15 protein-coding genes are annotated in these 25,263 nt (G+C 53.2%); 6 read left to right on the plus strand and 9 right to left on the minus strand.

From position 1 onward, the window contains the following. Window positions 1–32 precede the first annotated feature (32 nt). The 3 genes from F1728_RS05050 to F1728_RS05060 are packed head-to-tail and all read right to left on the minus strand — an operon-like array spanning window position 33 to window position 4,018. On the minus strand, window positions 33–3,458 hold the full coding sequence (locus tag F1728_RS05050) for a serine/threonine-protein kinase (RefSeq protein WP_155363183.1): 3,426 nt from the start codon (window positions 3,456–3,458) through the stop codon (window positions 33–35). Then, window positions 3,451–3,693 carry an RNA polymerase sigma factor gene (locus tag F1728_RS32500; protein ID WP_155367313.1) on the minus strand — a complete coding sequence of 81 codons (243 nt, stop codon included), beginning with the start codon at window positions 3,691–3,693 and terminating at the stop codon, window positions 3,451–3,453. Before F1728_RS32500 ends, F1728_RS05050 begins: the two co-directional genes overlap by 8 nt. Beyond that, a complete protein-coding gene (locus F1728_RS05060; RefSeq protein WP_155363184.1) occupies window positions 3,596–4,018 on the minus strand; it encodes a hypothetical protein in 423 nt (140 codons plus the stop codon). The genes F1728_RS32500 and F1728_RS05060 overlap by 98 nt, the downstream gene beginning before the upstream one ends. 446 nt (window positions 4,019–4,464) lie before the next feature. On the opposite strand from F1728_RS05060, the gene F1728_RS05065 reads away from it, so the two are divergent. After that, window positions 4,465–5,901: a neutral/alkaline non-lysosomal ceramidase N-terminal domain-containing protein gene (locus tag F1728_RS05065; protein ID WP_194242692.1), complete on the plus strand. Its 1,437-nt coding sequence runs from the start codon at window positions 4,465–4,467 to the stop codon at window positions 5,899–5,901. Between the two features lie 145 nt (window positions 5,902–6,046). Here F1728_RS05065 and F1728_RS05070 read toward each other — a convergent pair whose 3' ends face one another. The 5 genes from F1728_RS05070 to F1728_RS05090 form a co-directional block, all read right to left on the minus strand. Further along, the gene (locus F1728_RS05070) at window positions 6,047–8,686 is read right to left on the minus strand and encodes a hypothetical protein (RefSeq protein WP_228030511.1); all 2,640 of its coding nucleotides are present in this window, start codon (window positions 8,684–8,686) and stop codon (window positions 6,047–6,049) included. Between the two features lie 71 nt (window positions 8,687–8,757). After that, window positions 8,758–9,636: a hypothetical protein gene (locus F1728_RS05075; protein WP_155363185.1), complete on the minus strand. Its 879-nt coding sequence runs from the start codon at window positions 9,634–9,636 to the stop codon at window positions 8,758–8,760. Continuing rightward, window positions 9,636–10,223, minus strand: coding sequence for an RNA polymerase sigma factor (locus F1728_RS05080; RefSeq protein WP_155363186.1), 588 nt, complete (start codon window positions 10,221–10,223; stop codon window positions 9,636–9,638). Before F1728_RS05080 ends, F1728_RS05075 begins: the two co-directional genes overlap by 1 nt. Window positions 10,224–10,333: 110 nt before the next feature. After that, window positions 10,334–10,603 (minus strand): hypothetical protein, encoded by a 270-nt coding sequence (locus F1728_RS05085; RefSeq protein WP_155363187.1) that lies wholly within the window; start codon window positions 10,601–10,603, stop codon window positions 10,334–10,336. A 62-nt stretch (window positions 10,604–10,665) separates the two neighbouring features. After that, window positions 10,666–10,878 carry a hypothetical protein gene (locus F1728_RS05090; RefSeq protein WP_155363188.1) on the minus strand — a complete coding sequence of 71 codons (213 nt, stop codon included), beginning with the start codon at window positions 10,876–10,878 and terminating at the stop codon, window positions 10,666–10,668. Between the two features lie 393 nt (window positions 10,879–11,271). On the opposite strand from F1728_RS05090, the gene F1728_RS05095 reads away from it, so the two are divergent. The 5 genes from F1728_RS05095 to F1728_RS05115 all read left to right on the plus strand — a co-directional run bounded on the left by F1728_RS05095 (window position 11,272) and on the right by F1728_RS05115 (window position 24,564). Further along, window positions 11,272–13,470: a c-type cytochrome domain-containing protein gene (locus F1728_RS05095; RefSeq protein ID WP_155363189.1), complete on the plus strand. Its 2,199-nt coding sequence runs from the start codon at window positions 11,272–11,274 to the stop codon at window positions 13,468–13,470. A 93-nt stretch (window positions 13,471–13,563) separates the two neighbouring features. Beyond that, a complete protein-coding gene (locus F1728_RS05100; protein ID WP_155363190.1) occupies window positions 13,564–17,646 on the plus strand; it encodes a CHAT domain-containing protein in 4,083 nt (1,360 codons plus the stop codon). A 293-nt stretch (window positions 17,647–17,939) separates the two neighbouring features. Beyond that, the gene (locus F1728_RS05105) at window positions 17,940–19,319 is read left to right on the plus strand and encodes a hypothetical protein (protein ID WP_155363191.1); all 1,380 of its coding nucleotides are present in this window, start codon (window positions 17,940–17,942) and stop codon (window positions 19,317–19,319) included. 78 nt (window positions 19,320–19,397) lie between these two features. Next, window positions 19,398–20,909, plus strand: a complete 1,512-nt coding sequence (locus F1728_RS05110) for a tetratricopeptide repeat protein (protein ID WP_194242693.1) — start codon at window positions 19,398–19,400, stop codon at window positions 20,907–20,909. A 100-nt stretch (window positions 20,910–21,009) separates the two neighbouring features. Then, on the plus strand, window positions 21,010–24,564 hold the full coding sequence (locus F1728_RS05115) for a CHAT domain-containing protein (RefSeq protein WP_194242694.1): 3,555 nt from the start codon (window positions 21,010–21,012) through the stop codon (window positions 24,562–24,564). A 77-nt stretch (window positions 24,565–24,641) separates the two neighbouring features. Here the strand turns inward: F1728_RS05115 and F1728_RS05120 are convergent, their stop codons facing one another. Further along, window positions 24,642–25,154: a hypothetical protein gene (locus F1728_RS05120; RefSeq protein WP_155363194.1), complete on the minus strand. Its 513-nt coding sequence runs from the start codon at window positions 25,152–25,154 to the stop codon at window positions 24,642–24,644. Window positions 25,155–25,263 lie beyond the last annotated feature (109 nt).

A 25,263-nucleotide genomic window follows, 5' to 3' on the forward strand; every position in this document is an offset into this window, starting at 1 on the left:
CCAGATCTTGATACCTTTAAGGGATGGGCACATCACAGTTGTGAGTTTTGGGCTGGCAATGTGACAATAGTGATATTTCCTTCTACGTCACCTACATAAAGCTTTTTTCCATCCGTAGAGAGTTCGAGACTTGAAGGAGACGCCGACGTGATCTCGGCTGTAAAGAGCTTAATCCCGGTCTCGACGTCGAAAATGCTTACCAGACCATCCCTTCCAGCAACGATGATCCTGTCGTTGTCGGTTGAAAAACATAAGTCCTTGACGACAGTAGTCATCGGGATTTTGCCACGCAGTCGACCGTTGTAGCCATCTCTGACCGAGATCAGATTATCCTCTTCGTTATCAGCATTTTGCGTCTGTTTATAATGCATTGATTTGCTGAGATCCTTTAAAAAGATGCTCATCGCTACCAGAGAACCATCTTGGCTGATGGCCACACAAGGAGTATACATGAGCACCCCCTGCTCGTTATGTGAGACAGACCAGAGAATATTCCGTGATTTGAGATCGTAGTATCGTGCCTTATACTGAAATTCTGGAAACGGGTTTTGTGTAATCTGGCTCTTCAATTGGGGCGTGAATGGTAATTCAAGTGTCGTGAGATGACCATTTCGATCCTGTTGCCAGCTATGAATGATATCCACCCCGGAAATCGTTTTCTGCTCACCAGTGCCCCAGTTGGCGACAACCAGATTTGATTCGATACCTTCTCCAGTGTATGAGAAATAGATGAAAGCAATCAGATCCGCATTTGTAAATCCCAGGCATTTGACATTTTTAAACGGACCGTACTCTTTTTGCTTCTGAGCCGTATCGCTATCGACAATCTGCAACAGTTCCCTGTCTTCAGTCTTAACAACGTACGCCAGGCTGTCACCGTCGCTGCTGATCGAACTCGATTTCCTGGAAAGCCCTTTGAATTGATTTATCAATTGTCCATTCGTGGTATTCCAGACAAAATGTGTGCCAGACACATCCGAGGAGAGCAGCCGGCGCCCATCCCGGGAAAGCTGCAGCTCTGTTATTGTCTCTCCTTTTCGAAGACCGATAGCCGCCGGATGTCTCAAAATCTGTTGTTGTTCTTCCTGCAAGGACAGTTCGAAATAACGGTCCCCCGATTGCGTGATGATCGAACTCTGATCTGGAGAAAACTGGATCGCAGAAAATCCGGAATAAAATGTTGCCGGATTCGAAGCCTTCCAATCAAAGACGCAGGCCCCCTGCTTAGATGTTGTGAAAGCCAGTTGCTCTCCATCTTGCGAGAAGAAAATAAAGTGATTCATGGTCGCGAGTTCGATTCCGTCCAACTCCCCCAATAGAATGTCGTTATCCGTACTCTTTATTTTGATGTTCTCTCTGCGCGCGGACGCAAATTTGGTTCCATCATTACTAATCGCGATTCTGCTCCCATTACCACCTGAAAGGAATACTGATTCACCAGTTTTCAGATTGACGATTTCGACATTCGATTCATCAGTTGAATGAACCAGCCCGAGATAGTCACCATTCTGGCTTAGTGCAATTCTCTGCCCCCCCGTGCCTGGTGTGTAGTCATTTCGCTCGAAGAGTATTTCTCCACTCCGCACATCCCAAACAACCAGCCCTTTGCCAGATTCTGGTATTCCACCAGCAATAGTTCCATCTGAGGTCATCAAAACATCTTTGTCGAAGCGCAGTCTCCCCAGAGTTCGATTGACCGGAGGGTTCGCACCTCTAGTCGGTGTATAAACAACAAGCCGGTTCCACGGCTTCTCATTTCTTACGATTGGAAGTGGAGGATGTTCTTTTACGCTGATCAGCAGTTCGCCAGTCGGGAGCAACCTGGCTGCACGAAAAAAGGGCGTATTCTCTTTCCTGGTATCCACATCAGAGATACTCACTTCCGTTTCGATTTTCGCGGTTTCAGTATTGGAAACACACAGGCGTCTCGGAGACTTCCAGAGGGTTCCCTTCAGTGTCACCGCTTCAATTCGTAAGTTATCAGAAAAGTCGCGTGGTTCATGAGCTGGTGCCACAAGTGGCCTGTTCTGAGTAAGCAATTGAGCGTTTAATAAATTGAACTCGATTGACCTCAGCTCAGGATCAGTCTCATCGAGAATTCGATAAGCTTGCGCAGACTTTCCAGACCGTAGTTCAGATTTGCTCCGAGACAACTGCTCCGCATAAGATATCAATTCGGTACGACTTTCCATCAGGTCGTACTGACGCTTCGCCTGGATCAGCAGAAGCCCAACAACTAAGATTATCATCAGTGAGCTGATTAATGATGCATGTATTGGCTTTCTCCTGCACCACCGATATATTCTAACAAACCTCCCGAGAGGACGGGCCATGATCGGCTTACCATCCAGAAAACGCTGAAGTTCCTCCTCCAGATCATGCGCCGTCACATATCGGTTATCCGGCGACTTCTCAAGACATTTCAGGCAAATGGTTTCCAGGTCTTGTGGGACTTTGGGATTCAACTGTCTTGGTGAGACCGGCTCCTTATGGATCACCTGCATTAACGTATCGACGGGAGATTCCGCCAAGAACGGCGCACGGCCTGTCAGACAGGCATACAATATTGCCCCCAGTGAATAGATATCCGCTGCCGGTCCGACCTGGCCCTGTTTGCCTTCGGCCTGTTCGGGTGACATGTAGCTCGGCGTGCCGAGAATCTGTCCCGATGCGGTCAGTTCCGCTAGCGATTTCTCATCAACCGATTCGATTATCTTCGCCAGCCCGAAGTCGGTCACGTGTGGCTGGTTCGCCTGGTCGAGCAGCACGTTCGCGGGTTTAAGATCTCGATGAACGGTCCCCTGTTCGTGTGCAAACTGCACTGCTTCCGCGATATCCTGTACGAGCTTCGCTGCCGCGCGCGGCGCCAGCGTTTCTTCGCGAATCATTTCGGCCAGGCTGCGGCCCTCAACATAGTCCATCGTAAAGTAGTGGCGTCCATCGTGCTCACCAATCTCGTGCACGGGAACGATAGCGGGATGCATCAACTTCCCTGCCGCCCGCGCCTCTCGATAGAAACGTTGAACATCGGACGCATCCGCAAGCCGACCTGCAAGAATCATTTTCAGCGCAACCACTCGTTCCAGGTTCCGCTGGCGAGCCTTGAACACAACCCCCATTCCACCACGGGCAATCTCTTCGAGAATCTCATACTCACCAATATAGCGAATGCTTTCTCCAGTGGTGAAATCGCAGGGCTCCGTCTTCATGGCGGCCGTTTGCTCGTACACTGGAATGGCGACATGTGATGGCCCGACACCACCTAATCCGGAAGCCACCTGTTCCAGTAGTTGCAGATTATTAACGAACTGACCAAGCTCCTCAGCATACAGGGGGAAGTCTCTTTTCAGCGCCTCGAGATCAATGGTCTCGCCACGCTGCAGGGATTCCAGACAGCCAACCAGCAACGATTGGAATTCAGGATCATCCAGGAACTTTGAATTGTACGAATCAGCCATGATCGCCTCTCGACTCGTTTACCAGAAGTTCACGTAATTTAGAGGTTCCTCTATAGATTAATGACGCAACAGCGCCCTTGGTCTTATTCATTCGCTGTCCGATTCGCTCAAGTGACCAATCCTGCAAATAATGCAGTTCAATCGCTTGTCGTTGAGCAGCTGAGAGATATGCCAGCGCCGTTGCCAGTCTCAGTTGCTCTTCCGCACGGGCCGCTTGTCTGACTTGGCGTGGAATATCCGCTGGCCAGCCAACAGTTCAGTCTGTCAGCAGATTTTTCGAGCGTCTGCTCAATCGACCGTTCCCGTTCCACGTCTCGCGCTTGCGTGCGGAACCTGCGAATCTCATCAAGCAGATTATTCGCAAACACACGTCGCAGCCAGGAGAGTCGTTTGTCTTCCGCCTGCTCCTTCCAGCCATTTTTGCCGGCCTCAAACAGAGTCAGCTGAACTACTCCGGACACGTCCACCTTTCCTGCCAGTTGATCGTCCAGTTGCATGCGCCCCAGTAAACCGAGATACTCGCGATACTTCTCCAGTTCTAATGCTGTCTCTCGGGGCATCGGCGTCCTCTACAACATAAAGCGGCATAAACCGTCAAAGTTCACGGTCTAATTTGAAATTTTATAGAATTACCAGGGCGGAAACCATTTAATTATCGTACTGCCCAGAATACTGAGTCTATTGTCAGAGAATCATTTCGCAGTACTTTTAGAGCAATTCGCAGCAGCCCCACCCTCACTTCACTGCACATGCGAACCAGGTCGACGCGCATCGTCACCTTAACTCCCCCACGCCTATGGCACATCAGACAGGTGACTCTGGAGACGAGGCTTCCTGATCAACATTGATCGTTCTTTCAAATCAGGTTCGTGCTTTTCCTGTAAACGTTTGCTAATATATTAGCCAGCAGATGAGCCGGATTGATCAAACCGGTTTGTTTCTTGAAGCAGCCATTTGTTTATAACAGTTGGTAATCAGCATCACCCTTTGACGGAAAGCGCATACCATGTATTGGCGAATCCTATTCTTCACGCTGCTCGTCTGTTGTATCACAGGGCCTGTCCCTGAGACGCAAGCCGAGCCGGCGCAATTCCGGGCGGGCGCCTCTGCCGTTGATGTTTCACCACGCTTATTCCCTTTCAGCCTGCGTAGTGGCAAAGCCATGGATCAAAGTGCCATCCATGACCCGCTGCATGCCCGGGCGATCGTCCTGAATGATGGCAAGACCATTGTCGCGATTGTTGTACTCGATGCGCTCGGCGCCCCCCCCGAGATGCTGAATGAAGCGAAACAGATCGCTTCAAATAAGACCGGAATTCCCGTCGAACGCATTCTGATTTCCTCGACGCATACGCACTCGGCTCCCCCGTCCAACCGCACGGAAGGTTCCCCCGGGGATGTCGCTTACCGCGAAGTCCTGATCAACGGACTCGCCCAGTCAATCATTCAGGCGTACGAGAAACAGCAGGTCGCTGCGCTGGGCATGGCGTCGCATGATCTTCCTGAAGAAGTCTTCAATCGCCGCTGGTTCCTGAAGCCCGGCAAGATGCCCGCCAATCCCTTTGGGAAAATGGACATCGTGAAAATGAATCCGGGAACCAGCGCAGCCGTACTGGATCGGCCGGCGGGCCCCGTCGATCCGGAACTGATGGTCCTGTCCATTCAGAATCAGAAGCGAAAACCACTGGCCCTGTTAGCCAACTATGCTCTGCATTATGTGGGAGGCATTCCCAAGAAGCATGCTTCAGCAGACTACTTCGGCGAGTTCGCCCGGCTGATGCCAGCGCGTCTGCGGGCGGATCAGAACTTCGTCGCCATGATGTCCAATGGCGCCTCGGGCGATATCAACAACATCCCCTTTCTCGTGAACCGCCCCCCGCGCGAGCCGTTCGAACAGGTCCGGATTGTCGCGAGCAAAGCCGCCGACACCGCGTATTTTGCTTACAGGAAAATTGAGAACCACGAACGAGACATCACCATCGACATGCTTGAGAGAAAGGTTGACCTCAAATACCGTCGCCCCACTGCAGAAGATGTGGCCGCTGCACGAAAAGTGCTCGCCTTGAAAGACAAGAACGACATCGCCAGGCTGCCTAACAAAGCCCAAAGCTACGCACGCAAAGTGGTCCAGGCGCACGAACGGGAAGAAGACACCCTCACCGTCACGCTCCAGGCCATTCGCATTGGTGAGTACGCCATCGTGGGCATTCCGTTCGAGACACTGGTCGAGATCGGTCTGGAAATCAAGGATCGCAGCCCGTTCGCACGCACCATGGTCATCGGCTTAGCCAACGGTCGACACGGCTACCTGCCCTCTCCCGAACAGCATCGACTGGGCGGCTATGAAACATGGCTCGGCACGAATGTCGTCCAGAAAGATGCCTCAGTGATCCTGACCGACAATCTGCTGGAGATGCTGAACGAACTCAATCAGCGTAAATGAAAATCGGTAATACTGCAAACTTGTTCTCAGGCAACTTCCAGGTTGAAAACTGGCTAAGCCCCTGCGCGGATTTCGCTCGAGGTATTACGGACTGTCTTACTTTGTGCCGACCCCAGTAGTTTGCATGGACTGCTGTTGTGACCGGCTACCGTAACAATTCTATAGCCGCCTGTCTCAGCCGATCATAATTCAACAGTGCACGCCGGTCGTATTCCGCTGTCCCCGCGTCATCATCGTTTTGTTTCCGGACCGATCCGGTCAAAGTGACATAGTGCTCAATAAATGCCCGCATCTGGCTGGCTGTCCAACCCTGCCGCTGCTGAACCATGGTCAGATACTCGATGAGTTGCTCCGCTTCACGATAGGCTTTCAGGCGTGCCGAGTGGCGGATCACCGTATTTCCCTCCGGGGTTTGATCAAAGATGAACAGCCCTAACTGGTCGGCCTTTCGCAACGCCTGCCCCGATTTATCGACCGTCTGCCAGGGAACCAGACCGGTCGCCCCATATCGCCAGGCATCCACAGCCCAGGCCTGCAGCTGACGATTACTCTCATGCACCGGATTGGAAGTACCATACACCCAGACCTGTAATCCATCCCGCTGCATGCGGTCGGTGACCAACCTGCGATAGTTCTGAAATGCTGATGCTGAAACTACCCACAGGTCACCCCGCCCGGCGAGTTCTCCCCGGGTATATTCCGGTCGGGAAATATCGATCCGATAGTCAATCTGAATTTCGTCGGCGCGTCTCCGCCCGCGGTCCGTCAACTCTCCATAATACTGCAATGCACGATAGTCCCAGTAAGCTGATGGCTCATCCAGAATCCACGGCGCTTTGGTCTTTTCGTTCAACGAACCTTTGTTGTTGAAATACACCTGAAAACCGGCCTCGGTCCAGCCCCGGGATTTCGCCAGTCGCGCAAAATCTTCCAGCACATTCACATACGTCTCCGCGTAGACCGGAGTGTCTTTGAAGGCACGATATGCATCAGGATCCCCGTTGAAATAAGCCCGGCAGTTCAGCGGCCAGCTTTCATGAAACGTCAGGTAGAACCCCGGAGCCGGAATCCGACCGCGGTGACCATCCTCAAAACAGGAACCATCGAGATACGGGCCAAACGCTTCGGCAAAATCGTCCCAGTAAGCCTGCTTCGCCCCCGGTTCAATGGCGTCGTACCGTTTATTGTTCATTCGGCGACCGGAGCGGAGACGCATATCGAGGTTGCTCTTCCGGGCACCGGGGGCGGCGGTATGATGCGAATAATGCAGAATATTCGCATGCACCCGATGATCGTAGGCCACCTGCTGCAGCGCGTAATAATCGTCAACATGGTCCGGGAGACCATAGCCGTTCATTTCACACAGGAACGACGCCTTCCGCGGAAGCCGGACAGGCAGCACGGTCAGCTTGAGCGGAACGACACGACTATCGGAAACCGCGAATTTCCCGGTATATTCCCCTGCTGTTGCCTCGAACGGAACATAGCAGTCCACGAAGACTGCCTGGTCCTGCTCTCGATCTAAAGGGATCGTTTTCGGCAGAGGCACCAGTGGATCAGGAATTTGACGCCCCTGGGTCGGAACGTATTTTGCCTGAAACAGATCGACGCGCCATTCTGGTGGATCGAGCTGGCACTGGACGGAAACTTCTTTTTCACCACGCAGGAGTAGCTGAAAGCCGACCACTTCACCGGCTGCGGCCGTCAGGTGGATTCGCTGGCCATCGAACAGGGAATTATGTGTCCGATAATCCGGGGGCAAGTCCCCCACGGCGCGACCATTCCGGTCATACTTGTCAGTCACTGGTATCACTGAGAGACCTGGCACGGGAGGCCTGGCAGCAGGCAGCGGACGCACCTGGGGCAAACGGACTGGTGCAGCGCTGAAAAGTTTCCCTGTTACCTGAACCGGTTGCGACTGCTGTCCCGTGCGGTTGACAGTGATTACTTCTACTGAATGCAGTCCCGGCTTTGTCACATTATCAGGGAGATCGCGCAACAGAATTGTCTGCCTGTCGCCTGGATTCACCAGAGGGATATTATGCCGCCCCATTGGGTGTCCATCCACGAGAACGTGGTAGGCAAAGCCGCGTTGCGGTGCCTTCAGTGTCAGTTGTGCAGACGCTCCATCAACGGGAACCAGCTGCAATTCTGTGGCAGGCAATGGTAAGTCGTCAGCACGGTCTTCGGTCTCAACCAGCAGGTACGGCTGTTTGCTGGACTGTTCACGCGAGAAGATCGTGGGGTTCCGTCCGTAATCCGTTTCGTGTTCATGCAGTGCCAGCCCGAAGGCTACGCCCGCGGTCATGGCATGAATCAGATCGACCGGCACTTCGCAGTGGTACTGACCGTCACGCAGCTCGAACTCTGACTGGTGAACCAGGGTAAATGCATTTCCCCCGGAAACAGCGGGAAATCGCGCACCGGGATAACCCCACCCGCTGACGCCCTCGATGCCCGCAGTCAAACCCGTTGACGTCATCTCCCGCCAGGGGGTCGCGATTGTGGAGAGCGTGACTGCAGAAATCGTTTCTGCGGCAGGATGACAAACCAGTTCGGCCCGCGTGATTATCTTCCCCTGTACATCCGCCAGATCGAAGCTCAGTGCCACGATGTGCTGGTTTCCCTTAATTCGTATCCGGCTACTCGCACCGGCATTGACCGACCACTCTCTGTCAACCATGACAATCGAGTTATCCTGAATCACAGGCAGACGGACCGAATCAGCCCAGACACGCTCACTCCCTGTAAAGCACAGAATCACGACACAAGCAAATCGAAGCATAAGCTGTCTCACTTCAGGGGACCTTTCTCGTATGCCTGGGAACCAAGGCAATCATTGAAGACGATGTGACATCAGCCGACGGTGTTCGCACGTGTACGCAGGGCCTTGACCAGTTTTCGGATCAGGGAATCAGCCGCCTCATCGGCCGATTGCAGATCGGCCCCCTCGTTCAAAGCGGCGATCTGTTCATCGAGTTTCCCGGCCCATGCCTGGCAGCGTTCGACCAGCCAGGTTCGATCGTCCTGGGATAATTGCGGATGCGGTGCCTTGATCAGTGTTTCACAACCTGCACGGAACTGTTTCAAGCGTGTTTCCAGAGCCGCTTTGGTCTCCGTCGGCTTGTTAAACCACTCTTCCGCGGAATCGGCCAGTTGATTGAGATATTCAGCCGCAGGCACATCAGCCGTCAATGCGCCTGGTCGATTCCAGCCCCAGCCCTGGGGAGCAGCCGGCTGCTGATTCAAAAACACCGCCACCAGAACCAAAGCCGCTGAGACGAAACCAATGATTCCAATTTTTCGATAGGAGACGGTCTGGAACGCAGGCGCGGTTGTTACATTTTGCGTTTCGGTCGCAGGCGGTTCTGCGATCTGCTGCTTCAGCCAGTCCTGCCCGCGAGAGACTTCCGTCTCATCTGTCAGCGCTGCTATCCGCTCCTGCCAGAAAGCCCCTCCTTCGAGAAAGAGATGCTCCTGCAGTTCGAGCAGCAGTTCGGGGTGAGTTAACAACTGCTGAATCTGAAGTGGCGACAGCACCTGACAACCCTGCGCTAACACAGTCTCCCGTTGATCCTGTAAGACGTCATCCAGGGTCGGCTGCGCGCCATTCTCTTCTGCATGCACGGCCGCTAATTGCGAAACAATCGACATCAGTTCCGGCTGAAGCAGTATGTCATCGAGCCAGGCTCGCAGTTCATCCGTTTCCTCAGGTAAATTGAAAGCGGTCAGCATCAGGCAGTCTCCTTCCGTGTCGACTGGACGCACTCTTCCAGGAACTGTTTGGCTCGATGGAAACGGGTTTGAACCGTTGTGTAGTCGATCTGCAACTGATCGCTGATTTCGCGATGACTCTGCCCTGACAGCCGCAATTTAACGATCTGCTGCCGGGAGTCATCCAGTTGACTCAGACAATCCTGTAACTGCTGTTTCTCTTCCTGATTGATGAAGGCCTGAGCGGCATCCTGCATATCAGGCGCGTCCATTCCCTCAGAAAGTGAGGTCATCTTCTTTTTTCGAAATTCGTCCAGCAACAGATTCTTCGCAATCTGAAATAACCAGCCACGGAAATGGGAGCCGTCAAAGTATTCCGGTATTTTCTGCCAGGCCCGTAACCAGGTCTCCTGGGCAATGTCCCCGGCGACGACATGCGAACTGCAGCGTACCTTCAGTAATCCGAGCAGCACAGCAGCATGTCGCTCATACAACAGATTAAACGCAGCCTCTGCTTCCTGTTTCTGCGCAAACGTCTCTCCCTGACCTTTGATCAGGTCCGCCAGTTTTTCATCTGATCGGGATTCGAGGTTTTCGCATGTGGACATTCCCCTACGATAGCCGGGAACGTTCTGGATCTCAAGCAGATTCCGCCCGCTTCCCTGGTAAAGGGATGTCTCTGGCAATGGGTACAGACATCCCCGGGACAGATGACAATCTAGTAACACACGCGAACCCAGGTCGTCACGGGAACGCGGACGGTTTTGTAACAGACCTGCCTGACCCGATACGGTCTGCCAAAGTGGTCGTACCGTGTGACAAAATGCGTAAAACGTCGCTTCTGGAACTGGTAAGTCACTACCGGCTTCATCACGCACCGCACCGGTGGTTGTGCGTAGGAACGGGCTTGGGCAACCTGCCCGGCTGAAAGCGGTACCAGGCAAGCAGTACAGAGTAAAGCGTTTTTGAGAAGTTTCATATTAAACATGACAATGGCTCCTGTTTACGTTGGTGGTTTTAAGATCGTGAGCTGAATGGTCTTTGCGGGACTCAAACGAGGTTGCTGTACTTTTCCAGCAGTCTTTCGTCGACATCGACTCCCTGATGGATGATGTTGTCGTCCCAGTTCACGGTGTTTTCCAGCATCTGAATTTCGGATGGGTTGCAGTCTGCATCCAGATGCAGATCACAAAGATCTTCCTGTGTTCCTGCTCCACTGACGACCATGGATACGTTCAATAAAAATGTGATGAGATTGGACATGGTTTTCCCCTTTTAAAAATAAGATTGTTTCAGTTGGCTGCCAGACTCAGCATTGTTCCGGCTTTCAACAGGAGAACGGGCACGCGTCGATTTTCTTCCGCGTTTTTCCTCAAAAAAACAAAATGTTTCCCCAGCCCCTGAAAACAGGGGTTATTTCGATGCATCACAGGCAACAGGCGGATGAAATAAAGCCCCGCACTATAATCGTGCAGGCCCCCTGCCCTCAGTTCTCGATCCAGGTGGAGAATGAATGGAGGCAGAGCCCTCTGGCCGGCACTGGATGAATTCTTCAAAAAATGGAAAGACCCGGGAAGATTTTGAACGGAGAGTCGTTTACATTGATAAATACCCGTTTTGAACTGTCACAACCTGAGAATTCAAGAGAGGTGAGGCATGAGCCGCAGCCGGTCAAACCCGTGGAAATTACTGTCTCTATTTGCCATGTCTTTGTCCTGTTTAACGACAACGGTCAGGGCGCAGGAAGAAAACCTGTCAGCGGAAGTCAAACAGATTTTCCGCACACGCTGCCTGGAATGTCACGGTGACACACGTCGGGAAGCAGATATCAATATTCTCGACCTGAGCACGTTTGTCGGCGCAGCAGGCTCCGTAGTACCGGGCAATGTCGATGAATCCGTGCTCTACGATTACATCGCTTCCGATGATGAAGACTTCCGCATGCCGGAAGCACCGCGGCCTCCGCTCAGTGCGAGAGAAATTGAAATCGTCCGCAAATGGATCGAAGCCAAAGCCCCTGCTTTTCCTGAAGATGTTGCCGTCCCTGCTCAAGCGAGTCAGGATCCCGCGTTTGCCAATACCATCGGCACCGAATTTGTCTTAACGCAGATCCTGAAATTCGTGGAGGCCACACCCCGTGCTGACCGTCCGTTTTTACGTTTCTTCAGCAGTAACCACCTGTTGACCGCAGGTGCGACCGCAGATGAACTGCGCGAACAGCAATTTGCATTGACCAAAGCGCTAAACCACTTGTCCTGGCAGCCCGATATCGTCAAACCGTTTGTCGTCGATCCCGAAACAAACACCATCTTCGCCGTAGATATTCGCAAACTGGGCTGGCATGAATCGGTCGTGACGCCCGTTTCACCTCACAAGCTGCCCGGCAACGCCAACGTCGACAAGTTCGACATGATCCTGCTCGAATACCCGTATGGCATCGCCTATGAAAACGCGGAAACATTCGAACAACTTCGGGAGGTCTACCTCAAGCCGGCCGGCCTGATCAGACCGGTACCCTATGTCCGCATTGACTGGTTGATCAGCGTCGCCACCCAATCGCCACTCTATGAAGATCTTCTCGAACTGCCGCATGAATTGAATCAGCTCGAACAGATGATCGGCGTCGACAGTGAAGCAAACCTGCAGAACTTTATTGCCAGCCGGGCGGGCATGACGCTCTCCGGTGTTTCACGCAACAATCGCATTGTCGAACGGCACCCATCCCGAGACGGTGCTTACTGGAAAAGCTTTGATTTCGAGACCAGCAAAGGTCTGCAGAACATGTTCGCCGACCCGCTCGATTTCCATTATGCCGGCGGCGAGATGATCTGGAACCTGCCCAACGGCCTGCAGGCCTATCTGGTCACCGACAACGCAGGCAACCGCATCCTGGAAGCCCCCACTACAATCGTGACCGACAAATTTTCGGAAGACAAAGTCGTCCGCAACGGACTGGCTTGCATGCGTTGTCATGACCGGGGAATGAAACGTTTCTCCGATAACATCCGCCCCGCTTTCCAGGCACTCCCTGGTAACTCAGGTCTGAATACACGAGACATTCTACGCCTCTACATCCCCAAGCAGGAAATGGACCAGTTGCTCGACAAGGATGAAGCACGCTTCCAGTCCGCCATGCAGGAAGCGTTGGGAGGTAACGTGAAAAATGAGCCCCTAACCGCCACCACCCGTAAATTCATCGACGCCCCACTGACGCTTACCCAGGCCGCTGGCGAACTGGGCCTCAAGGAACCGGGGCAGCTGAATGCGGTATTCAAGCTTCCCCAGTTCACACAACTGGGACTGGCAGGATTATCCACCGGCGGTGTGATCCGCCGCGATACCTGGGAGGACTATTATGACCGTGTCGTCCGCCAGCTGGGTATCGGCACTCCCATTGCCGCCATCGATGGCTTGACCCGACCGGATCATTTAGCAGAAGGACTGGCCCGAAACCTGAAAGTGAGCACCAATCGGAAAAGCAATCTATTTTCGCCCGGCGATGAGATGGTGATCAGCATCAAAAATGAAACCGGCGTCGATCTGTTTATCGAACTGGTAGGCACCAGTGCCCGTGGTCGCAAAGTCGCTTTGACCAAACAGGTACTGCCCTTGAAAAATGGCAGCGTGTATCGTTTCCCGGAAACCGGTTCGATTAAGATTCAACCGCAACTGGGCACCGAATTCATTACCGTCTTTGCCAGCCCCCAACAATTCAGTCCCGGGGTTCTGCTGCGGGGGAAGAATGTTAACGATCGCTTCGTTCACGATTTCTACAATTTCGCAGAAGACCAGCATCGGCTCAAAAATAACCCCAGCCAGCTGATTAAGAAAACTATCAGTATCGAAACCAGGTAACAACTAAGCTTGAGGGTCCGTTGTTTTACATTGATCGCTCTCACAGTTTTCCCAGACATTTCGGTTTACACCAGAATAAAGTCAGGTGATCGAATGAAATTGCTCTCGAGACTTATCTTCGGGCTTTTGATTGGAAAGCTGCTGCTCCAGTCTGCCTCAGCCGAACAGCTGGTGGTGATTACTAAACCCACCAGCCTCCGGGTGGAAAACCGAAACATCGCTGCCCTGCAACCGGGACAGACAGTCTGGGCCTTCAAAACCGAGGGCAAATGGACCTGGGTCAAACATCCCGAGTTCAACGAAAAAGGCTGGATTCCCCTGGCCGATCATCAAACCCCGAAACAAACCGATCAGCAGAAACAACTCCTGAAAGAAGTAATTCAACAACTCAAGCAGATCGAGAACATCAAATCGACGACCTACTCCACTGAAAGACATCAGGCCCAGCAGAAAGTCTGGCAGAACCTGCAGCAGGTCTACGGTTCGAATCACCCCGACACCGCAGCAGCTTTGGCGAACTACGGGATTGAACTGGATAAAAAAGGCGAGTACCTCAAAAGCATCCGCATTCTGAAAGAGACATTACCCGTATTGGAACGCTGGAAAGGGGAAGACCATCTCGATACGGTGCGCGCCCTGGAAATGCTCTCCGCGATTCAGTTCCGAGCTGCACAATACCGGGACGCGCGAACGACTCTGGAACGGGTCAGTAAACTTCGCGAACGCCACTTCCCCGAAGATATCAAAGGCAAGGCCACGGTTCTGGCCAACCTGGGAGTCATGTATGAACGCCAGGGGGATATCACCCAGGCACGCATTCTGATCGAACGATCGGTTGAGCTGCGTACGAAAGCATTTGGTCCCTCACATAAAGACACGCTCTCAGGCAAACGACAACTGGCGGGGGTGTTGTATGTACTGGAAGATGTTTCCAGAGCCCGGAAACTGTATGAAGAAATCATCCTCACGAATCGCAAAGCGGGCCGAGGAGAAAGTGCCGACAACATCGAAGTCCAATACGAGTTGATGTTGCTGTTACAACAGAGCGGGGAATGGGAACAGGCCCTCAAACTGAGTAAAGAACTCATGCCGCTGGTGCAGCGCAAGTTCAGCAAAGATCACCCACTGTATATCAAAACCTCTTCCACCATCGCCCTCCTGACCGGCGATGACCAGACCTCGATTCAACTCACCCGGGAAGCATTAGCCGCATCCCAACGCACCCAGGGATTACATCACCCCCAGACGTTAATGCTTCAGTATCAGCTGGCCTCTCAGGAATACAGGAATGGCAATCGGGAAGTCGCGGCGCGCAGCTTGCGGGAACTTCTTAAGATTTACAAGCAGCTGGGCCAGACTGCAGACAGAAAGAATTCGGATGACCGCGAGCTGGCCCAGGTCCTGGGCATGCTGGCGGTGGTGGAAGCGCATTCCGGAAACTGGAATGAGGCTGCAGACGCGTTCGATCGTCAACGCCGCATTTCAAAACGCTTCACCGACAAAGTGCTGCCCGGCTTGAGCCAGAAGGAGCAGCTCCGTTTTCTCACCGGCTATGATGCCTGGCAGTACCAACAGGCACTGGGCATCATGTGGGCGCAGCGTGATAACGAGTACCTGATGGAAAAAAGCCTGGAAGCGATCCTCAACCGCAAAGCCCTGGTTCAGGAAACCCTCTCCAGTCATGAGCGTCTATTACGACAATTCAAAGGAGCCGCCCGCTCGGTTGCGGAAAACCTGTTTGCCATCCGACGCGAACTGGCGTCGCTGGCATTAAAATCTGATCTGAACGAACAGCAGAAACAGGCTCGGCTGGATGCGCTGAATCGCCAGGAACAGACACTGATCCAGCAACTGGGCCTGGCTGATGCGGAACTCAATCGAAGTGAGTGGGTCACCCTGGAACAGATTCGGGCGCAACTGCCAACAGACTCCGTGCTGGTGGAATTTGTGCGCATCACTCCCTATACGATCAACGAAGATGGTGCTCATGCAGAGAAGCACCGCTACGCCGCCTGGATCATTCCCCCCACTGGAAAGGGCCGCATCCAAACCATTGACCTGGGCTCTGCCTCAGAGATCGAAGCCACTTTACGGACGGGTCTGCAATCCATTCAGAAAGGGGCCGCTCAATCCCTGCAGACCGGCGAATCACAGGCGACCGCGGCGACACAAAAACTGCTGCAGGCCCTGTTCCAGCAGACACTGAAACCTCTGCTCCCGCATTTAACCAATGTGCAGCAGGTCATTCTGTCTCCGGACGCCTCGCTCTGGCTGGTTCCCTGGGCGGCCCTCCCCCTGGAGAAAGACCGTTTCGCCGTTGAACAGTTCGAATTTCGCTTTGTTGTCTCCGGACGGGAACTGCTGGCAGATCGTCAGGGCCCCGGTTCAGGCGTGACGGCCCCGGTCATCTTTGCCAATCCGGATTACAATCTGTTCGGACTCAGTCAGACCGAGCAGCCAGAGTCCGGCTTACAGCTGGGACCGGTCAGTTTACTGCCCGGCACGGCCCAGGAAGCCTTGAGAATTGCGCCCCCCATCAGCAAATACACCCGTCCCCCGCGTCTGTTGACCGAAGCCCAGGCTACGGAGGCCGCTTTCAAATCGATCCGCAGCCCCGAAGTACTCGTCTTGAGCACGCATGGATTCTTCCTGCCCGATGAAGCCGCCGTCAGCCTGGAACAGAGAAAAGCACTCTACCACGCAGCCAGAATTTATAATGCTGCTAACAAATCTTATAAGGCCAAGGAGTATCAGAAAGCCCTGGTCCCCGCCCAGTGGGCCTTTGAGATCTGTAACGAAATTCAGGGTCTCAATGGCATTGCCACCTTCAACTCAGCCCGACTTTCAGGCCGGATTCTGAGGGCCCTGAAACGTTATGAAGAAGCGCGCCCCTACTATGAATTTCAGCTGGATTACAGATTGTTGAATGACGGCTCAAGCACCAAAACCATGTACGCTTTCAAGAACCTGGCCAGCCTCTGCGGTTCCCTGAAAGATTACCAGGCGCAAACGAACGCTTATGAGCAGGCCTGGCGCATGGGAGCCCGGGTCCGGGGACCCAATGAGAAAGCCGTGCATACCATCCGCTCCCTGTTAATCAGCGCCGCCGAAAAATCAGCAGACTACGCCCTCGCCTGTGAAGCCCGAGAAGATCAGATCAAATACTACAAAGAGAAATACGGGGCCGAGCATGCCAACACCATCGTGGCGGAATTAAAGCTGGCCCAGTTACTGGAATCGAATCAACAGTTTAACGAAGCAGAAAAACGTTTTCGGGACAATCTGGCCCTGCGAATAAAAGTCTATGGGGCAGAATCCGAACGGACCGCCCTGGCCCATAGCCTGCTCGGTCAGTTTCTGGAACGCCGCGAACGCTATCAGGACGCGGCCACTGAGCTGAAACGTGCTGTTGAAATCCGGGAAAAAATCTCGCCGGAAAACAAAAAGCTGATGTTCGGTTCCTATTACCGCCTGTATCAGGTGTTCGATAAATTGAACGATCCCGAGCAGCGGGACCATTATCAGAAGCAGATGGACGCCACCGGGCTCAAGCTCAAGAAGCCAAGTGGCAGCAAAAAAGAATCTGCTTCAGCAAAGCCATCCACACCGGAGAAAAAAGACACAACCGAACAGACAGAGCCCATCGATCCCGACCTGGCAGCCCTGCGGACAGCCGCCCTCAATCAGATGTCGCGCATGGTGCAGACCTATCCGACCAATCAAGAGGGAGCTGTCAACCCCCTGCTCCGTTGCGGCCTGATGCTCGCCGGGTGCAACAACCGGCTGGAAGCACTCAGAAAACAGAAAGATGATGGCGTATTGACCGGCCTGGAAATCATCAGCACCGACCTGCGTGGAACGCGTCTGGTCGTACTCAGTGCCTGCGAAACCGGCGTTGGTGAAATCCGTTCGGGGGAAGGTGTTGCAGGACTCCGACAGGCCTTCCAACTCGCGGGGGCAGAATCCGTCGTCGCATCACTCTGGAGCATCCCCGATCAGGAAACAGCCCTGTTGATGGAAGAATACTTTTCCAATCTCGCCCAGGGAATGAAAAAATCGACCGCACTCCGGCAGGCGCAACTCAAACGCATCCAGGCCCGCCGCGATCGGAATGGAGCCGCTCATCCATTCTTCTGGGCCGCGTTTACACATACAGGTAAAAACGAAAGTCGTTGAACGTGAATCAGTCAGTCTGAACCACAACGAAAGTCCATCGAGGTCACAATTTCGATTGTGATCCACTCTAATTGTAATATTAAACAACAGACTTAACCTCTGTCTCATAAAGTACTTTCTGGCACCGACTCAATTCAGGGCCGGCTGCCTGAAACAACAGACTACAGACAGTGGACGCTGATTCCAAAAAATTCAGAAATGACGGGAAGATTTACGATTCTGAGTCGTTTACAGTGTAGAAAGTGAACGACTCACTCTCATTCTTCAATGAACGCATAGGGAACTAACTTAGTATGAATAACCAGGCCAGCATCATGAAAATGACATTCACACTCCTGATCGCGTTGATAACAACCACGGTCGTGCCGGGGATGAGCCAGGCCCAGACCATTCAACAGGGACTCCAGAAACAGATCCCCCAGGTCATCGACTATCTCAATCAGCGAAAACTCAAAACCATCGGAGTTCTGAAGTTCCGTGTCAAAAAACCGGGCGAGAAAATCACCGCCAGTGCGGGTGCCCTGAATTCGTTGCTGGCAGACCGCCTGGAAGTCGGATTGATCCTGGCAAATCCCTTTGATGAAGCTCGCCAGCTCAACATCATCAAAGATGCGAGCGCACAAGCCGCTGAACTCAAAGACGCTGATCATTTAACGGAAGCAGGGCGTAAAGCATTTTTTGGACCTGAATTCAAACTGGCATGGGGCAAAGAAAAAAAGGCAGCCGATGCCTTTCTGACAGGAATCGTTTTGGTGCATGATGATAATCAGCGTGCTTCGGTCGGCATTCTCTGTTTTGATAAAGCAAACGGCAAATTAGAGCGGGCCTGCGAAGTCTTTGATGTCGACCTGGATGCCGAGTCAATCGGAGGCATCGGAGAAAGCTTCTTCCTGCGAGGCGCCTTTGACGGCGGTTCGACACAGCTGTCCTTCAACGACCAGCAGAAACAGAAACAACAGCAGATCCTGAACACAGCCGCCCGCGTGAAAAAGCAGCAGGACACATTCCCGCTAATGGACGCAGCGGCCCCCGTAAAACTTGAAATCTTTTATGACGGCCGGAAGGTACCCGTCACAATGAAAGACGGTCAGGCGTTTGTTGCTGAACCGGAAGAGGGCCAGAAAGTCGAAATGGCACTGATTCGTAACAGCTCCGCCAAAGGGCGTCTGGGGATCGTGCTCAAAGTCAACGGCGAAAACACACTGTACCGTCAGGTCAAGCGGGACCTCGACTGCAACAAATGGATTCTCTCCCCCGATCACACACGAACCGTGGTCAAGGGGTATCAGATGGAAGATGACAACACCGCTGAGCAGTTTCAGGTTCTTTCGGAAGCAGAATCGGCCAGACGTGCCATGGACTACGGACGGCACACCGGCCAGATCCAGATGACCGTCTTTCAGGAACTCCAGCAAGCCAAACCCCAACCCACAATTCTGAACGAAGATGAACAGGACCTGGTTGCCATGCTGCGAGGAGTTCAGCCTAAAGAGCAACCTGCAAATCTGGGAGCCTTGAAGTCTCAGATTCGTCTGGCCGGAAAAAAACAACCGGAAACTCGCGGTGGGTTGATCGTGCAGGGCGCACAAACGGATAACAAAGTCAAAACAGTGAAGTTCCAGGCTGATCCCACGCCCATCATGTCGGTCACGATCACCTATTATCGCCCCTGAATGAGATGCTGCGGAGTCATCTCACCAAGTTCGTCTCCTGAAAACACACTCTCAGAATGCGAGGTTATCATGCTATCAATGAAATCAACCAGACTGATTCATACAGGTTATTTGATCGGACTGCTGTGTGTTGTGCTGACTCGCCCTGTCCTGTCTGCGGAAGGGCCGATGCTGATCGTTGGTACGCCCCAGGCAGACATCAAAGTCGATCGCAGTCAGGATGCAAAAGTTTTAAGAACAGTCAAACAGGGAAACCGGTTCTGGGCGTTTGCCACGACTGAAAACTGGTATGAGGTCAAGGACCCAAAATCCCAGCAGCACGGCTGGATCTCCCGCGAGCAGGCCAGCCCGATTCAGTTAACCGCAGAGCAAATGCAGAAAATCAAGTCAGCGCAAGAGACACACTCGAGAGCCATGAAGCTGTATTCCAGCGGGGATCGCAAACAGGCTGTGCAACTCGGAATACAGGCTCTGGAACAGGTAAAAGCGGTCCACGGAAAATATCATCCCGATACCGCATCCGTCATGTCCTTTCCTGCAGTCGCCTACCACGAACTGCAAGACCTGGAAAAAGCCACTTCCTACACCGAAGAATGCCTGGAGATTCGTCGACAGGTCTTCGGAAATGCTCATCCTGAAACAGCGGCTTCACTGAATAACCTGGGATCGCTATACGTAACTTTGAAACGCTATTCCAAGGCTGAGCCACTGCTCAAGGAAAGTCTCAAACTGGCCCATGCACAACTGGGGACAAAGCACCAGGGAACCGTCTCCGCGATGATCAACCTGGGGTCCCTCTACGAAGCGATGGGAAAATATAAACAGGCAGAAACTCTTTATCAGCAGATCCTGTCTGTGATGACTCAGAATTACGGGAAAGATCATTATCGAACGTCAGTTGTGCACGACAAAATGGCGAAACTCTATCTGCAGATGCAGGCTTATCCCCAGGCAGAACAACATATGCAACAGTGTCACGCGATTCGCCAAAAGTCCCTGGGAGAAACGCATCCCGAGACGGTCAACGCCTTACATGAGCGGGGACGGATTTACGTGATGCAGGAAAAGTACGCGGATGCAGAACCGATCTTCCTCAAGTGCCTGGAACTCGTTTCCAGCGAGACTGGAGAAAATCATCTGCAGACTACAATTCTGCGCGATAACCTGGTCATGATCTTCGATCATTTGGATAAGTATTCTGAAGCTGAGCAACTCATGCTGAAAAACCTGAAGATCCGTCGGGACTCTCTGGATCAAAAGCACCCTGACCTGCTCTATTCGCTCAACAGCCTGGGAAACTATTATTTTGCCAGGCAAGAGTATTCCCAGGCACTGCCTTACTTCAAGGAAGCCCTGGAAATCACTCAGAAAACCAGGGGCGCAGAACATCCTGCTACCGCAGTCGCACTCGGAAGGCTGGGAAACCTGTATCGGATGCAGGGAAAGAAATTAGAGGCAGAACCACTGCTCTCTCAATCGCTGAAAATTAACCAGAAAGCACTGGGGGCCGATCATCGAGCAACCATTCAGGCGCAACAGAATCTCGCCGCGTTAAACGAAACGCCCGAGGACGACCCACCAGCAGAATAAGAGATAAAAATCAGCCGCTCGCTCAAACAGGACTCACAAACATTGGTTGCCAATGGAACTCATCAGCCCGATATCTCTCCTTAAAGAAAAGATCGATGCGATGACACTTCTCTCCCCAAACTCAGTTCTACTGCGAATTCTCTGCCAGGCACTCCTGCTGGCATTGCCCGTTTCGCTGCTGGCCCAGGAGAACAAGCCGACCATTCAGCAATATGTAGTGATTGATAATACCGCGGACGTCTACGAGGGGAAGCAGGTCGTCACCCGCCTGAAGCAGGGTAGCACCGTCTGGGGCTTCCAGGAGAATCAGGGCTGGCTGCTGATCAAAATCCCTGGTTCCTCGAAGCGGGGCTGGACTCAGGGAACTCATTTGCAGGTGCGTCAACTGGATCCGCAACAGGCGCAACAGTGGAAACGACAGGCCGACGCTGCAGCCACCCGGGTGAGAAAGCTGGCGAGCAAGAAACAGTATCAGCCAGCCCTCAAAGCCGCCCGCGAGTCCGTTGAAGAGCATCGCCGACTCTACGGCGACGAACATCCGCAGACGCTCAATGAACTCATCGCGGTCGGCTGGCTGACGGCCATGACGGGACAGACAGCCGAAGGACGTAAGCAGATTGATGCTGCAGTCGCCACCCAGGAAGCCCTCTTCGCTCCCAACAGCCCTGCCCTGGCGGGTGCCTATCATCTGGCAGCCCGCTTTGCCCTCGATATTGATCAAGACTACGCCACTAACAACTATCAGCGACTGTTCGATCTTTACGACAAGATCTACCAGGCTGCCCCGGCCGAAAATATCAGGAAACATCGTGAAATCGTGACCTCCCTGATCCGGGCCGGCAAGTATCCCCTGGCACAAAAGTATGCAGAGAAAACCTGGAAGCTGGTTGAAGCGAATCAACTGACGCTGACCGAAACCGCCTTTCTGGTCATGTCAGATCAGGCGGCAATCGCACAACGTCTCAATCGCTCCGCTGAAGCGGCGCGTCTCTACCGAACGATCCTGGAATTACCAGCAGATCAGATCAGTGGCCAGGCCCGGGGCTTGACGCATAATCTACTGGGACAGGTCCTGATCTCGCAGGACAAGAGACGCGAAGCTGCTAAAGAATGGGAGCAGGCCCTGCCTCTGTATGAACAGCATTATGGAAACGATCATCTCAGCACAGCCAGCCTATTGCATGACGCCGGCTGGAATCAATTTCTGCTGGGAGAACCAACCCGGGGCAGAACATTGCTGGAACGGGCACTGGCAATTCGTGCCGCACAACTCCCTGCAGACAATCTGCAAACCGCTCTCACGCATTCCCAGCTCGGTTACCTCTGTTCTCAAGCGGGAGATCACGCCAGTGCGCTGGCTCACTTTCGCAAAGGCGTCGAGATCGCCGAAGCAGCGGGTGGAACTGACTCCCTTACGGTCGCGTCCTATTACAGTGCACTCGGATTTGGACTGGGCGCGATTGGCGATCCCAGCGCCTCCGATTATCTCGAACGAAGCGTGAAGCTCTATCAGAACAGTCCCCAGAAGTTTTCCTCGGGAGCGGCCGATGCCTACCGCCGCTTGGGTGAAGACCTGCTTTATCGAGGCCAGCTGACACAGGCGCTGCCTCACCTGCAACGCGCATTGAAGAGTTTTGAGCAGCAGAACCGTCCACTGTATGCCGCGATCACCCTCTCCACCATTGCCCGCGTTTACCTGAAACAGGGGCAACTTGATGCTGCCCTCGAAAACTGCGAACAGGCATTGAAGAAACGGGTGCCCATTCAGGGACTCAGACACCAGCAGGTCTCACAATTACGCTTACTGATGGCTCGGATCCACCAGCAACGAAACGAACTGGCACAAGCATTGTCCCTGGCGCAGGAAGTCAGTGAAATCGCCAGTCAGGACCTGGGCGCACATCCCCTGACCGTCCAGGCATTTTCCGACTTGGCGCAATATCAATATGCGTCCGGTCAGATTGATGCTGCTTTTGAATCCAGTGACCAGGCACGCCGGTTTTCACGCCGCCATATCAGGGAGCAGCTGCCATTCCTGAGTGATACGCATCAGTTAAGTTACCTGAACCGGAAGGACCGCCCGTCTCTGCACCAGTCCCTGGCCATGGCGTGGCAGCAACAGACAGGGGCTCCATCCATAAAACAATCTGCAGAGTGGTTGATCAATGGAAAAGCAACCTCGCATGAAGCGCTGGCGTTACAACATCGCCTGCACCGAACCGCAGCCCAGACAGGACGCCTGGAGAAGCTCGATGCAGCGATTACAGGAATTCAGGCCGCATCTGCTGCCGGCAGCCAGGTTCCCCGGAATTCAGAAATCAATGATCGTATTACACGCCTCAAATCCGAATTGAATTTGAAAGAGGACCAGGCATTGTCTGGGCAGGCCTGGGTAACACATCAGTCCGTGCAAGAGACCTTAAAACCGGAGACGGTCTTGATTGACTTCATCCGACTGCAGATCCCCGCAGAGCTCAGCATTGATCAGCGAAAAGAATCCCGCTATGTGGCCTGGATCACCTCGGCCGGGGAGGAACCAGTACAAATCATCGACATCGGCCCAGCCGGCCCCATTGACGCCCAAATCAACGCCGCTTCACAAGAACTGCAAAGCAGCGTTACTATAATCGTATCGCAGGGGGAAGCAAAAGCGACAGAAGCCTGCAACGCCGCGCTCCAGCAGCTCAGCCAGAAGCTCTGGTCCCCTCTGCCGGACAGTGTAAAACAGGCCCGAAATATCATCATCAGCCCCGATGCCTCACTCTGGCTCGTCCCTTGGGCAGCACTTCCCATAAAAGGAGAACCGTTAATCAAAGCACATCAGTTCCGCCTGGTTGTCAGTGGACGCGATCTGATTCCATCAGACGAAAGTGCCTCCGCAAATCCACCGCTGATTGTTGCAGATCCGGATTTTGAAACGAAAGTTTCAGCCCCGGATCAGTCCCCTGCTCCCCCCGCGATTCAAACGCGAGGGTCCGCAAATTTCAAGAACTTCAGTCCCGTGCCGCGTCTGAAGTTCGCTGCTGCAGAAGCCGCCAGTATCACACCTGCCATCAATCAACTTTGTGGACGCCCGCCTGTCGTCCTGACTGGAAAGCAGGCAACCGAACAGGCCGTCAAATCGGCAACTTCACCCGAAATCATGGTGCTGACCACGCATGGCATCTTCCTGCCCAGCGACAATGATACCACAACAAGTGAGTTCACATTCGACTCCGAGCCTCACACTGAATTGAATAACCCGCTGCTCAGGTCAGGCCTGTTGTTCGCAGGCTTTAATGAATCCACTTCAGGTTCAGACGGTGTGTTGACCGGAGCGGAAATCCTGGAAACGGATCTGGAACACACCGACCTGGTGGTAATGAGCGCCTGCGATACGGCTCTGGGCGAGATCAACAACGGAGAAGGTGTTGCAGGACTCCGGCAGTCATTTCAGCTTGCCGGCGTCAACAGTGTTGTGGCCAGCCTCTGGAAAATCGAAGATCGCCAGACCGCCTTTTTAATGAAGGACTTCTTTGAACATCTCGCTGCGGGAAAATCCAAATCAGAAGCATTACGGCAGGCGCAACTCAACCGCATTCAATCACGACAGGAACGCAACGGAGCAGCCCATCCTTTCTTCTGGGCGGCATTCACTCTGACTGGCAACGACTGACAGACCTGGCTCACCAGGAAGCGTCGAATGGAATTCATCAGCACGCGAAATCTCGTCGCGATCAGAAATCATCCACTTTACAGTCCAAACCATTCAGGCTTAACCTGAGTCATGAACGCGAGAAACAGCGTGACAATCACTAAGACCATAAACAGATAAAATCCCAGCTGGCTGAGTTGATGGCGTCGCTGTTCACGCCGCCTCCGCGCTTCGTTGAATTTGTTGATTTCCGCCATTCGTTCGGGAGACGGCATGACCGATGCCAGCCATTCATCGAGATCAGCAATCAATTGTGTCGAGGGCCAGGGTGGCGTTTGCGTGCCTCCCCAGGTCAGATGCACCAGGGCATACCTCGCTCCTTCAACTTCAGTGTCCAGCTTGAGCAAGATATCATCAGTCCCGCTGAAAGCTCCCAGCACATTAGCATTGATCCCGTAAATCGGATGCCCGGGCGACAGTTCGTGCGCGAGCTGCTTGAGAAGCCCCGTATTCCGATCTGGAGTCACCAGCTCAAATCCAATGTCTGACAAGTCAGGTTGATGTGAGATAACCCAGGCCTGCTCATCCTCAGTGTCATGTTGTGAATTCATTCTGCCTCACACTTGATTATGCTTTAATATCCTGCGCACGTTTTTATTAGAATGAAATTTCTGTGAATTGGCTTTGGCATGCTCTCCGGAAGAGGCTTCAGACCAAGCC

The sequence above is a fragment of the Gimesia benthica genome (assembly GCF_009720525.1).
Taxonomy (GTDB): Bacteria; Planctomycetota; Planctomycetia; order Planctomycetales; family Planctomycetaceae; genus Gimesia; species Gimesia benthica.

What these genes read in the sequence shown, in the direction of transcription:
- F1728_RS05050 (WP_155363183.1), bottom strand. Translation starts at nt 3,458, where the DNA reads ATGGCTGATTCGTACAATTCAAAGTTCCTGGATGATCCTGAATTCCAA.
- F1728_RS05060 (WP_155363184.1), bottom strand. Translation starts at nt 4,018, where the DNA reads ATGCCCCGAGAGACAGCATTAGAACTGGAGAAGTATCGCGAGTATCTC.
- F1728_RS05065 (WP_194242692.1), top strand. Translation starts at nt 4,465, where the DNA reads ATGTATTGGCGAATCCTATTCTTCACGCTGCTCGTCTGTTGTATCACA.
- F1728_RS05070 (WP_228030511.1), bottom strand. Translation starts at nt 8,686, where the DNA reads ATGCTTCGATTTGCTTGTGTCGTGATTCTGTGCTTTACAGGGAGTGAG.
- F1728_RS05075 (WP_155363185.1), bottom strand. Translation starts at nt 9,636, where the DNA reads ATGCTGACCGCTTTCAATTTACCTGAGGAAACGGATGAACTGCGAGCC.
- F1728_RS05080 (WP_155363186.1), bottom strand. Translation starts at nt 10,223, where the DNA reads ATGTCCACATGCGAAAACCTCGAATCCCGATCAGATGAAAAACTGGCG.
- F1728_RS05085 (WP_155363187.1), bottom strand. Translation starts at nt 10,603, where the DNA reads ATGTTTAATATGAAACTTCTCAAAAACGCTTTACTCTGTACTGCTTGC.
- F1728_RS05090 (WP_155363188.1), bottom strand. Translation starts at nt 10,878, where the DNA reads ATGTCCAATCTCATCACATTTTTATTGAACGTATCCATGGTCGTCAGT.
- F1728_RS05095 (WP_155363189.1), top strand. Translation starts at nt 11,272, where the DNA reads ATGAGCCGCAGCCGGTCAAACCCGTGGAAATTACTGTCTCTATTTGCC.
- F1728_RS05100 (WP_155363190.1), top strand. Translation starts at nt 13,564, where the DNA reads ATGAAATTGCTCTCGAGACTTATCTTCGGGCTTTTGATTGGAAAGCTG.
- F1728_RS05105 (WP_155363191.1), top strand. Translation starts at nt 17,940, where the DNA reads ATGAATAACCAGGCCAGCATCATGAAAATGACATTCACACTCCTGATC.
- F1728_RS05110 (WP_194242693.1), top strand. Translation starts at nt 19,398, where the DNA reads ATGAAATCAACCAGACTGATTCATACAGGTTATTTGATCGGACTGCTG.
- F1728_RS05115 (WP_194242694.1), top strand. Translation starts at nt 21,010, where the DNA reads ATGACACTTCTCTCCCCAAACTCAGTTCTACTGCGAATTCTCTGCCAG.
- F1728_RS05120 (WP_155363194.1), bottom strand. Translation starts at nt 25,154, where the DNA reads ATGAATTCACAACATGACACTGAGGATGAGCAGGCCTGGGTTATCTCA.